Consider the following 11,591-nt stretch of genomic DNA (forward strand, 5'->3'; position numbering starts at 1 on the left):
GTCTGGCCGTGGACGAGGGCGTGACGGATGTCGAGCGGCTATCGCTCGCGTTCGCGGCCGATGCCTCTCCCGAGACGCTGCGCCTGGCGTACGAGCGCTGGGGCGGCATGGTCTACGCGATCGCCTGCCGGGCGATGGCCCCGCACGATGCGGAGGATGTGGTGCAGCAGACCTTCGTCTCCGTCTGGCGGTCCCGCGAGGCGTATGACGCCGCGAACGGGCCGCTCGGCGCCTGGATCATCGCGATCGCCCGCCGGCGCATCGCGGACCACTACCGCAGCCGCACCGCCAAGGAGCAGGCCTTCGACCCCCACGACCTCGCGGAGCGCCTCGAGCACGGTGAGGGCGACCCGGTGCTCGACGCCGTGGCCGACGCGCTCACCGTCCAGGAGGAGCTCGAGCGCATCGGCGAGCCCCAGCGCACCATCGTCCGGCTCGCGGTGCTCGAGGACCGCTCGACCGCCTCGATCGCCGAGGCGCTCGACATGCCGATCGGCACCGTGAAGAGCCACTTGTCGCGAGCGCTCCGAAGACTCAGGGAGAGATGGGAGGACACCCATGCAGCACCTGTCGACTGACGCGCTCACCGCGCTCGCGCTGGGCGAGTCCGACGCGAGCGCCGAGCACCTCGCGACCTGCGCGCACTGCCGAGCGGAGGTGTCGTCGCTCCGCGACGCTGCCGACCGCTTCCGCGCCGCCGACGTCTCGCCGGTCGAGCCGCCCGCAGCGGTCTGGGACCGGATCGCCGCCGACATCGCCGCCCTCGACGAGCCGGCCGCCGCGCCGATCGCGCAGCCGGCCATGCCGGCGACGCGCGCCGTTGCATCGACCCGCTCACCCGACGTCGCCCGTCGCCGGCGCTTCAGCGGCCGTGCGCTCATCGCCGCATGCGCGGCCTCCGCGCTTGTCGCGGCGAGCCTCGCGGTGCTGCTCGTGACGCAGCTCGGCGGCGGCCCCCGGTCGATCGACGTCGCGGGCGCCGTGCTCGAGCCGCTCGGCTCGAGCGTCGCACCCGCGCGCGCCGAGGTGATCGAGCGCGACGGCCAGCGCCTGCTCGTGGTCGACGCGGATGCGCTGCCCACCGTCGACGGGTACCTCGACGTGTGGCTGCTCGACGCGGACGCGCAGCAGATGGTGAGCCTGGGCGTCATGGACGCGGCCTCCACCGAGCTCGCGCTGCCCGCAGACCTCGACCTCGCGGCGTTCCCGGTCGTCGACGTCTCGGTCGAGCCCTACGACGGCGACCCCACGCACTCGGGCGCCAGCATCTGGCGCGGCGCGCTCGAGCTCTGACTCAGCGGTGCGGCCACTCCGCGAGCGCGGCATCGATCCGGCGGCGGGTCACCGCGCTCACCGGCTCGACGAGCTCGAGCAGCGGCTCGACCGGCGCGCTCGGATCAGCGGCCTGCCCCCGGGCGGTCGCGCGGCGTGATCGCGCGGCGCTGGAGCGTCCGACGGCGCGCGACGCCGGGAACCGCCACGTGCCGACCGCTGCCCCGTCGACGACGACCATGGGCCGGAAGACACCGTTGCCGCCCGGCACGACCGCCGCCAGCACCGTGGGGCTCGCGACGAGCGACCGGTCGCGGTAGCCGAGCAGCAGCTCGTCGAAGCCCGGCACGAGCACGACGTCGGAGGGCTCCCCCACCGCGCCCGCGACGACGAGCATCTCTCGGCCCTCGACGAGCACGGCCTCGAGCCCCTCGATGCGGGCGAGCGACGCGCGCACGATCGTCTTCGGCAGCCCGAGCCACCACGCGACGTCATCGGGGTGCACGGGGCCGCGCGCCCCGACGAAGCGGCGGAGCGCCTCGTCGAGCGCACGCTCCGGCTCCGGGACCGAGGGGCGCGGCCCCCCGACGAGCAGCTGGTCGCGGCCGTCGAACGGGCCGAATCGCAGGATCCCGTCGTAGGAGCCGAGCGCGAGCAGGTGGTAGCCGCGACCGCCGGCCGTCGAGACACCGGCCGCCTCCCACGCGGCGAGCATCGCGGAGCGGAGCACGGGCCCGTCAGCGAGCACCTCGACCAGCACGTCGGCCGCCCGCTCGGCGGTCGCCTGGTCGATGCCGCGCACCTCGCACATGCGCCACTCCTGCCGGCGCATCCGCTCGGCCGTCCAGGCGTGCAGCACGGCGAGGTCGTCCGCCGCGGCGACAAAGAGCGTGCCCCGCATCGCCCACGATCGGACGAGGCCGTCGTCGAACGCGGCGCGCACGTCGTCGAGCGTCGTCCCGGGCGTCGAGCGCGCCGCGATCGCGCGCAGCACCGCCGGCAGGTCCTGCCCCTGCAGGGCGACCGCATGGCGGACAGCCTCGAGCGGCGTGCGCGTCGAGCCGAGCCATCCGCCGGTGACGAGCCCCTGCGAGACCATGCGCATCCGCCGCGCCTCGACCGCCGTCAGCTCCCGCACCCCGCCGACGCTACTCGGCAGCGCTCCTCGGCAGTGCCGACACGGCGGCGCGGACCCCGGACGCCGAAGGACCCGACCCCGGCGGGACCCGAGATCTGGGGTCCGGCATCCGGAATCGGGTCCGCGATCGGCGGTCAGTCCTCCAGCAGGCTCGTCACGAGCGCCGCGATGCGGCTGCGCTCGCTGCGCTGCAGGGTGATGTGGCCGAAGAGGTCGTGCCCCTTGAGCGTCTCGATGACGCTCGCGACGCCGTCGTGGCGGCCGACGCGCAGGTTGTCGCGCTGCGCCACGTCGTGCGTGAGCACGACGCGCGAGTTCTGGCCGATGCGGCTCAGCACCGTCAGCAGCACGTTGCGCTCGAGCGACTGCGCCTCGTCGACGATCACGAACGCGTCGTGCAGCGAGCGGCCGCGGATGTGCGTGAGCGGCATCACCTCGAGCATGCCGCGGGCCGCGACCTCGTCGAGCACGTTGTCGCTCACGAGCGCGCCGAGCGTGTCGTAGATCGCCTGGCCCCACGGGTTCATCTTCTCGGCGGCGTCGCCCGGGAGGTAGCCGAGCTCCTGGCCACCCACCGCGTAGAGCGGGCGGAAGACGATGACCTTCTTGTGCAGCCGCCGCTCGAGCACCGCCTCGAGGCCCGCCGCGAGCGCGAGCGCCGACTTGCCGGTGCCAGCGGAACCGCCGAGCGAGACGATGCCCACCTCGTTGTCGAGCAGCAGGTCGATCGCCAGCCGCTGCTCGGCCGAGCGGCCGTGCACGCCGAAGACCTCGCGGTCGCCGCGCACGAGCGAGACCTCGCCGCGGCGGGTGACGCGGCCGAGCGCCGAGCCGCGCTCGGACGAGATGACGAGGCAGGTGTTGATCGGCAGGTCGGCGACCTTGCTGGTGTCGAGCCGCTCGTCCTCGTAGAGCCGGTTGATCTGCTCGCCGGAGAGCGCGAGCTCCGCGGTGCCGGTCCATCCCGAGTCCACCGCCTGCTCGGCGAGGTACTCCTCGGCCGGCAGCCCGATCGATGCGGCCTTCACGCGCATCGGCATGTCCTTCGAGACGATGCAGACGTCGAGCCCGTCGCCCGCGAGGTTCGAGGCGACCGCGAGGATGCGCGAGTCGTTGTCGCCGAGCTGGAGTCCGCTCGGCAGCACCTGCTGGTTGGAGTGGTTCAGCTCGACGCGCAGGCTCCCGCCGCCCTCGGTCGGCACCGGGAAGTCGAGCCGCTCGTGCGTGACCCGCAGGTCGTCGAGGTTCCGCAGCGCCTTGCGCGCGAAGTAGCCGATCTCCGGGTCGTGCCGCTTCTTCTCGAGCTCGGCGATCACGATCACGGGGATCACGACGGCGTGCTCGGCGAAGCGGTGGATCGCCCCCGGATCGGACAGCAGCACGCTCGTGTCGAGCACGTAGGTGCGCTGGCGGGTGTCGAGGCCCTCTGCCTCGGCGACGCCGCTCTGGGGGGTGGTGGCGAGTTCAGGCACGTGACGCTCCCTTGCCGACCCTGGGGTCGGTATCACGCGGCCGTCACCTCCGTGTTGCTCGCGGACGCGAAGGCCGCTCGCTGTCGGGCGGAACTGCCCGACAGGGCCGAATCTACGCTCGCCTCCAGCGCATCCGACGATCCGACACACGCGGCCTCAGCCAGAGTTCATCCGATCGAAACCTGGGCTTCAGGTCGCCGCCCCGTCAGCGCCCGTAGCGTCGCTCGCGCAGCCCGTACGAGCGCACCGCGCGCAGGAAGTCGACCTCGCGCAGGTCGGGCCCGAGCGCCTCGACGAAGTAGAACTCGCTGTGCGCGCTCTGCCACAGCATGAAGTCGCTCAGCCGCTGCTCGCCGGAGGTGCGGATGACGAGGTCAGGGTCCGGCTGGCCGGCGGTGAAGAGGTGCTCGGCGATGAGCTCGGGCGACAGGCGCTCGGCGATCTCGGCGACGCTCGCGCCGTCGGCGCCCTCGAGGATCTTGCGCACCGCCTCGACGAGCTCGTGCCGGCCGCCGTAGCCGACGGCCAGGTTCACGACGATGCCGTCCTGATCCGCGCTGCGTGCGACCGCGCCCTCGAGCGCCGCGACGAGCGGGCGCGGCAAGCCGCGGGTGTCGCCGACGTGGCGGATGCGGCGGCCGGGCAGGCGCGACAGGTCGTCGGCGAGCTCGGCGATGATCTCGCAGAGCTCGCCGAGCTCCTCGCCGCCGCGGCCGGTGAGGTTGTCGCGCGACAGCAGGTAGAGCGTCACCACCTCGACGCCGATCTCGGCGCACCAGTCGACGAACTCGCGCAGCTTCGCGGCGCCGGCGCGGTGCCCGTGGCCCGCGCTCTCGAGCTTCTGCTCCCGCGCCCAGCGGCGGTTCCCGTCGATGATCATGGCGATGTGGCGAGGCACCGCGGTGCGCTGGAGGTCGCGCCGCAGCCGCCGCTCGTAGTAGCGGTAGACGAGCCGTGATCCCGGCGAGCTGCGCAGTCGCACCCGTCGAACCTACCGGGCGCTCGTCCCCCACGGCGGCATCGGCATGCTCGACGCGGTACTGCGTACGCCGTACGCTGTCGTCATGGCACTGCAGTCCGAGCCGGCAGGCGCGTCGTCCGACCGGCCCTCCCCCGAGGTCCGCGTCAGCGACCCGTCCTCCGCGCACCTCCCGCTCATCGAGGCGGCCGGCGACTCGATCGTCGAGGCCGCCGTCGAGCAGAAGCCCACCTGGCGCGGCTGGATCCACGCGGGGACGGCGCCCCTCGCCCTCATCGCCGGCATCGTGCTGGTGGTGATCGCCGACGGCACGACCGCGAAGGTCTCGACCGCCGTGTACGCCGCATCCAGCCTGCTGATGTTCGGCGTCTCGGCCGTCTACCACCGCTTCCACTGGCAGGAGCGCACGCGCGTGGTGCTCAAGCGGCTCGACCACGCCAACATCTTCCTGCTCATCGCGGGCAGCTACACGCCCATCGCGCTGCTGACGCTGCCGTCGCCCACCGACTGGATCCTGCTGACCGTCATCTGGGCCGGCGCCGTGCTGGGCATCGCCTTCCGCATCTTCTGGCTGCACGCACCGCGCTGGCTCTACGTGCCGATCTACCTCGCCCTCGGCTGGGCGGCCGTCGCGTTCCTGCCGCAGATCTGGTCGGCCAACGCCCTGACCGCGGCGCTCGTGATCGCGGGCGGGCTCGCCTACACGGTCGGCGCCATCGCCTACGGGATGAAGAAGCCGAACCCGTTCCCCGGCCGGTTCGGCTTCCACGAGATCTTCCACGCCTGCACGCTCGTCGCGTTCCTGTGCCACGGGACGGCGATCATGCTCGTCGCCGTCGCACCGCCGGCCTGACGCCGCGCGCCGCGTTCTCAGCGATCCTGCGGCGCACCGCCCTAGCGTCGCAGCATGCGCCTCGCTCGAACCGCCGCCGTGGCCGCAGCGGCGCTCACCGTCCTCACGATGAGCGGATGCATCATCCTGGCGCCGCCGCTGCCCACCCGGCAGCCGCAGCAGCCGCCTTCGCAGACCCCGCGGCCGTCGGGCGAGCCGCAGATCGAGGTGCGGCCGGTCGAGCCGGACGCGCCGATCACGACGACGGACGAGACCGACGCCGACACCGGCGAGCTCTACGCCGGCTCGCAGGGCGAGACCGTCGACGGGTACTTCCCGGATGCGGCGCTCGACCTCGTGCTCGAGCCGACGCGCGGCACCGCCCGAGTCGCGCCCGGCATCGCGATGCCCGTGCACGACGGCGGCGACGAGCTGCTGCCGGGCACGCCGCACACCGCCGACGCGAGCCTGCTGCTGACGACCGTCGGCCGCCTCGTGCTCGAGACGGAGGACGCCGAGTACACGTGCAGCGGCACGGTCATCAACAGCGAGTCCGGGCTCGTCGTCGTCACCGCCGCGCACTGCGTCTTCGACGACGAGACGCGCGACTACTACGACCGGATCACCTTCGAGCCGGGCTACGAGCGCGGCGATGCGCCCTTCGGCACCTGGGAGGCCGAGCGCTGGTGGGTGCCCGACCAGTACCTGGAGGCGAACGATCGCTGGCTCGACGGCGCCGACGACGACGGCTGGATGGGCTTCGACTTCGGCTTCGTCCGCTTCGCGCCGCAGGGTGAGACGACGCTCGAGGACGTCGTCGGCGGCCAGGGCGTGAGCTTCACCGCGGAGACGAACGGCGTGGTGATCGCCGGCTACCCCGGCAACGACGCGTTCGACGCGGAGGTGCTGCGCCACTGCGCGGAGGACGAGCTCGACTACGGCGCGGGCGGCGATGCGAACTACGGGGCGGACTGCGAGATGGGCGACGGCGCCTCGGGGTCCGGGTTCGTCTCGAACCTCGATCCGCAGACGGGGGCCGGGCACATCACCGCGGTCTACTCGAACGGCGGCGAGACGGGCGCCTACGGCCCGCCGCTCGGCGTCACCGCCTACAACGGCTTGCGCACGCTCGACGACTGACGCGCGCGCCGCCACGCTCGTCGCCCACCCGCTCGTCGAGTAGCAGCCGAAGGCCGCGCCCCCGATGCTCGTCGAGTAGCAGCCGAAGGCCGCGTATCGAGACGACTGGCCGAGCGTGATCTCGATACGCGGCCGGACTCCGTCCGGCTGCTACTCGATCAGCGGGTGGAGGCCCACCCGCTCGTCAAGGAGCTGCCGAAGGCCGCGCCCCCACGCTCGTCGAGTAGCAGCCGAAGGCCGCGTATCGAGACGAAGGACGCGAGCGTGATCTCGATACGCGGCCGGACTGCGTCCGGCTACTACGTGATCAGCGGGTGGGTGCGATCAGCGGGAGGAGCCCTCGTTGTCGGCGTCCTGCAGCTGGCCGAACGCGCCCTTCCTCGGCGCGGCCTTCGCCGCCTTGTCGGCGGCGCGGCGCTGCTCGCGGTTGCCGCCAGCGGCCTTCGCCTTCCCGGCGACCGCCGGGTTGCCGGAGCGCTGGCGCGCCTTGTCGGTCGCCGCGCCGAGCTCCTTGCCCCGCGCGTCGTGCACCGACGCCTCGCCGTCCTCGTCGGGCGCCGAGTAGGTGAGCGCCTCCGGGCTCTCCTCCTCGGGCTCCTCGAGCCCGCCGCCCTCGATCGCGGGCGCCTCGGGGCTCGCGCCCTGCTGCACCTTGACCTCGAGGTTGAACAGGAACGAGATCGACTCCTCGCGGATCGCCGACATCATCTGCTGGTAGAGCGCGAAGCCCTCGTTCTGGTACTCGACGACCGGGTCGCGCTGCGCCATCGTGCGCAGGCCGATGCCCTCGCGCAGGTAGTCCATCTCGTAGAGGTGGTCGCGCCACTTGCGGTCGATGACCGACAGCACGACGCGGCGCTCGAGCAGCCGCATCGCGGGCGAGCCGAGCGACTCCTCGCGCTTCTGGTACGCGATCTTCGCGTCCGACACGAGCTGCTCGTACAGGAAGTCGGCCGTCAGGCGCGGCTGCGCCTCGGCGACCACCTCGTCGATCGTGATGCCGACGGGGTAGATCTGCTTCGCCTCGGTCCACAGCGCCTCGAGGTTCCACTCGTCGCTGTCGTTGCCCACCGCGTGGTCGGAGACGAGCGATCGCAGCGTGCCCTCGAGGAAGCCCTGCACCTTGCCCTCGAGGTCGTCCCCGTCGAGGATGTGCCGGCGGTCGGAGTAGATCGCCTCGCGCTGGCGGTTCATCACGTCGTCGTACTTCAGCACGTTCTTGCGCATCTCGGCGTTGCGCGACTCGATCTGCGCCTGCGCGGTGCGGATCGTGCGGGAGAAGATCTTCGACTCGAGCGGGATCTCGTCCTCGTCGGCGTCGACGGCCATGAAGCGCTCCGCGACGGAGCCGCCGAACAGGCGCAGCAGGTCGTCCTGCATCGAGAGGTAGAAGCGGCTCTCGCCCGGGTCGCCCTGGCGGCCGGAGCGGCCGCGCAGCTGGTTGTCGATGCGGCGCGACTCGTGGCGCTCGGTGCCGAGCACGTAGAGGCCGCCGGCCTCGATGACCTTCGCGGCCTCCGCCTCGACCTCGGCCTTGACCTCGGCGAAGACGTCGTCCCAGCGCTCCTCGTACTCGTCCGGCGTCTCGGAGGGGCTGAGCCCGAGCTCCTGCATGCGCGTGACGGCGAGGTGCTCCGCGTTGCCGCCGAGCATGATGTCGGTGCCTCGACCGGCCATGTTCGTCGCGACGGTGACGGCGCTGACGCGGCCGGCCTGGGCGACGATCGCCGCCTCTCGAGCGTGGTTCTTGGCGTTGAGCACCTCGTGCTTGACCCCGGCCTTCGCGAGCAGGCCCGAGAGGTACTCGCTCTTCTCGACGCTCGTGGTGCCGACGAGCACGGGCTGGCCGGCCGCGTGCCGCTCGACGATGTCGTCGACGACGTGCTTGAACTTGCCCTCGACCGTCGCGTACACGAGGTCGGACCGGTCGGCGCGCTGCACCGGCTTGTTCGTCGGGATCGGGACCACGCCGAGCTTGTAGGTCGCCATGAACTCGGCGGCCTCGGTCTCGGCGGTGCCGGTCATGCCCGAGAGCTTGTCGTAGAGGCGGAAGTAGTTCTGCAGGGTGACCGTCGCGACCGTCTGGTTCTCGGCCTTGATCTGCACCCCCTCCTTCGCCTCGATCGCCTGGTGGATGCCCTCGTTGAAGCGGCGACCCTGCATGATGCGGCCGGTGTGCTCGTCGACGATGAGCACCTCGCCGTTCATGACGACGTAGTCGCTGTCGCGCTTGAAGAGCGCCTTCGCCTTGAGCGCGGTGTTGAGGAAGGAGATGAGCGGCGTGTTCGCCGACTCGTACAGGCTGTCGATGCCGAGCAGGTCCTCGACCCGCTCGATGCCGGGCTCGAGCACGCCGACGGTGCGCTTCTTCTCGTCGACCTCGTAGTCGACGTCCGGGCGGAGCCGCTTGGCGATGCGCGCGAACTCGCCGAACCAGCGGTTCGCCTCGCCCGCGGCCGGGCCGGAGATGATGAGCGGCGTGCGGGCCTCGTCGATGAGGATCGAGTCGACCTCGTCGACGATCGCGAAGCCGTGGCCGCGCTGGACCATCGCCTCCTTCGAGTGCGCCATGTTGTCGCGCAGGTAGTCGAAGCCGAACTCGTTGTTCGTGCCGTAGGTGATGTCGGCCTCGTACTGCTCGCGCCGCACCTCCGGCGTCTGCCCGGAGATGATGCATCCGGTCGTCATGCCGAGGGCGCGGAAGACGCGGCCCATCAGCTCCGACTGGTAGCTCGCGAGGTAGTCGTTCACCGTGACGATGTGCACGCCGTCACCCGTGATGGCGTTGAGGTAGGCGGCGATCGGGGCGACGAGCGTCTTGCCCTCACCGGTCTTCATCTCGGCGATGTTGCCGAGGTGCAGGGCAGCGGCACCCATCACCTGCACGTCGTAGGGGCGCATCCCCAGCGTGCGCTTCGCCGCCTCGCGCACCGCGGCGAAGGCCTCGGGCAGCATCGCGTCGAGCGGCTCGCCGTCGGCGTAGCGCTGCCGGAACTCCGCGGTCTCGCCCGCGAGCTCCTCATCGGTCAGATCCTCGAACGCGTCCTCGAGGGCAGCCACATCTGCGGCGATGCGCTCCAGGCGGCGCCGCAGCCGGCCTTCGCCGGCTCGGAGCATGTTCTCGAAGAAGTTGGCCACGAGGGATGCCTCCCGTGAGGTAGGGGTTCGGTCACGGTCCGTTGACCGACTGCTCATCGTAGCAACGCGCGACGAGCGGCACCCCAGAGCCCTCTGGGGTGCCGCTCTGGGCGGTCAGGACGCGGCGCGCTCGCTCTCGGCGTCGGCCACGACGCGGGCCTCAGTGCCGTCCTCGGCCGCCTCGTCGTCGAGGGAGATGACGCCGTAGGACCAGCCCTTGCGGCGGTAGACGACGGCGCACTCATCGGTGGCCTCGTCGACGAAGAGGTAGAAGGGGTGGCCGACCAGCTCCATCTGGTCGACGGCGTCGCGCACGCTCATGCGCTTGCCGGGGAACCGCTTCTCGCGGATCACCACGGGCGACCACTGGTTCTCGGCCTCGGGCTGCTCCTGGGCGACGACGGGGATCGAGCCGGTCGCGACGGCCTCGACGAGCGCGGGGTCGGCCGGGGTGACGGCGACCTGCTCGAAGCCGGCGACGGCGGCGTCGCGGAGCGGCGTGCGCCGGCGGGCGCTGTGGTCGTGGCGCTTGTCGTGGGCACGCCGGGCGCGCTCCATGATGCGGTGGAAGGCGGAGTCGAACGCCATGTACTTGTCGGGGCCGTCGGCCTCCGAGCGGATGATCGAGCCGGGGCCGTGGACGGTGATCTCGACCCTGCCGCCCGCGATGGCGGCGTGCGGATCCGCGTGTCGGGTGAGCTTGACATCGAGCGCCGTGGCCCGCGGGAGGAGCTGCGTGACCTTCGCGAGCTTCTCCTCCGCATATGCGCGGAACCGGTCTGTGATGTCTGCGCCCTTGGCGCCGAACGTGATGTCCATCGTGGCCTCCCGTTGGTCGGCGTCGGCGCTGCGGCGTGCAATGCCGACGTGCGTGGCCTGCACTCTACCCCCGGCCGCCGTGCGTCGGCTCACCTCCCAGGAACCCGCTTGGGCGTGCGCGCGACGGCCACGATCGCGACCGGCCGGCACCCGGCCGCACGCAGGGCGCGCACCGCCTCGCGGGCCGTCGCACCGCTCGTCACGACGTCGTCGACGACCACGACGGCACTGCCGACCAGCCGGCGCGCCGCGCTCGACGGCAGCGTGAGCGACCCCGCCGCCGCGACCCGCCGGGCCTCGACGGACCGCTGCTTCTGCGCACCACCACCCCGGATGCGGCGCAGCGGCGTCGCGCGCAGCCCGGCGGCGCGCAGCACGAGCACGACCGGGTCGAAGCCACGCCGCCGCATCCCGCCGCGGCTCGACGGCACCCGCACGAGCGCCCCTGGCGGTGCCGCGGCGACCGCGAGCGCGAGCCCTGCGCCCAGCGCCCGTGCCTCCGCCCGGCCGCCGCGCTCCTTGCACGCCGCGACGAGCTCGCGCACCGGTCCCTCGTAGGCGGCGGCCGCGAGCAGCGGCACGCCGTCGAGCGCCTCCCGCAGCGGTCCTGCCCGAAGCGCCGCCGGGCACGCGCCGCAGACGGCGACGTCGACGGCGCCGCACCCGGCGCACGCGACGGGCCACAGCACGCTCGCCGCCTCCCGCAGGGCTGCGGCGATCGGCCCCCTGCCCACCACCGCGCCCGCCCGCATCCGCATGCCCCGATGATGCGGCGCGGATGCCGTGCCGCGCTCGGCGGCG

At 72.5% G+C, this 11,591-nt stretch carries 10 protein-coding genes; 4 read left to right on the top strand and 6 right to left on the bottom strand.

Going from position 1 to position 11,591, the window contains the following annotated elements:
* Positions 1–8 precede the first annotated feature (8 nt).
* Together ABIB37_RS01370 and ABIB37_RS01375 are read left to right on the top strand one after the other, a co-directional pair.
* Complete coding sequence (locus tag ABIB37_RS01370; protein WP_354255766.1) at positions 9–578, top strand: RNA polymerase sigma factor; 570 nt, start codon at positions 9–11, stop codon at positions 576–578.
* Entirely contained in the window at positions 559–1,293 is a 735-nt protein-coding gene (locus ABIB37_RS01375; protein ID WP_354255769.1) for an anti-sigma factor, read from the top strand. Before ABIB37_RS01370 ends, ABIB37_RS01375 begins: the two co-directional genes overlap by 20 nt.
* A gap of 1 nt (position 1,294) precedes the next feature.
* Here the strand turns inward: ABIB37_RS01375 and ABIB37_RS01380 are convergent, their stop codons facing one another.
* The 3 genes from ABIB37_RS01380 to uppS form a co-directional block, all read right to left on the bottom strand.
* Positions 1,295–2,410 (bottom strand): winged helix DNA-binding domain-containing protein, encoded by a 1,116-nt coding sequence (locus ABIB37_RS01380; protein WP_354255772.1) that lies wholly within the window; start codon positions 2,408–2,410, stop codon positions 1,295–1,297.
* A gap of 134 nt (positions 2,411–2,544) precedes the next feature.
* Positions 2,545–3,882 carry an RNA 5'-3' helicase PhoH2 gene (phoH2, locus tag ABIB37_RS01385; RefSeq protein ID WP_354255773.1) on the bottom strand — a complete coding sequence of 446 codons (1,338 nt, stop codon included), beginning with the start codon at positions 3,880–3,882 and terminating at the stop codon, positions 2,545–2,547.
* Between the two features lie 205 nt (positions 3,883–4,087).
* Positions 4,088–4,864 (bottom strand): polyprenyl diphosphate synthase, encoded by a 777-nt coding sequence (uppS, locus tag ABIB37_RS01390; RefSeq protein ID WP_123697310.1) that lies wholly within the window; start codon positions 4,862–4,864, stop codon positions 4,088–4,090.
* Between the two features lie 82 nt (positions 4,865–4,946).
* On the opposite strand from uppS, the gene trhA reads away from it, so the two are divergent.
* The gene (gene trhA / locus ABIB37_RS01395) at positions 4,947–5,714 is read left to right on the top strand and encodes a PAQR family membrane homeostasis protein TrhA (RefSeq protein WP_354255776.1); all 768 of its coding nucleotides are present in this window, start codon (positions 4,947–4,949) and stop codon (positions 5,712–5,714) included.
* Positions 5,715–5,768: 54 nt separating this feature from the next.
* Positions 5,769–6,833 carry a trypsin-like serine peptidase gene (locus ABIB37_RS01400; protein ID WP_354255779.1) on the top strand — a complete coding sequence of 355 codons (1,065 nt, stop codon included), beginning with the start codon at positions 5,769–5,771 and terminating at the stop codon, positions 6,831–6,833.
* A gap of 324 nt (positions 6,834–7,157) precedes the next feature.
* On the opposite strand, the gene secA is transcribed toward ABIB37_RS01400, so the two are convergent.
* The 3 genes from secA to ABIB37_RS01415 form a co-directional block, all read right to left on the bottom strand.
* Entirely contained in the window at positions 7,158–9,971 is a 2,814-nt protein-coding gene (gene secA / locus ABIB37_RS01405) for a preprotein translocase subunit SecA (RefSeq protein ID WP_354255781.1), read from the bottom strand.
* A gap of 114 nt (positions 9,972–10,085) precedes the next feature.
* On the bottom strand, positions 10,086–10,790 hold the full coding sequence (gene hpf / locus ABIB37_RS01410; RefSeq protein ID WP_354255784.1) for a ribosome hibernation-promoting factor, HPF/YfiA family: 705 nt from the start codon (positions 10,788–10,790) through the stop codon (positions 10,086–10,088).
* Positions 10,791–10,879: 89 nt separating this feature from the next.
* Positions 10,880–11,548: a ComF family protein gene (locus ABIB37_RS01415; protein ID WP_354255786.1), complete on the bottom strand. Its 669-nt coding sequence runs from the start codon at positions 11,546–11,548 to the stop codon at positions 10,880–10,882.
* Positions 11,549–11,591: the final 43 nt, after the last annotated feature.

The organism is Agrococcus sp. UYP10, from assembly GCF_040547205.1.
In the GTDB taxonomy this organism is placed as follows: domain Bacteria; phylum Actinomycetota; class Actinomycetes; order Actinomycetales; family Microbacteriaceae; genus Agrococcus; species Agrococcus jenensis.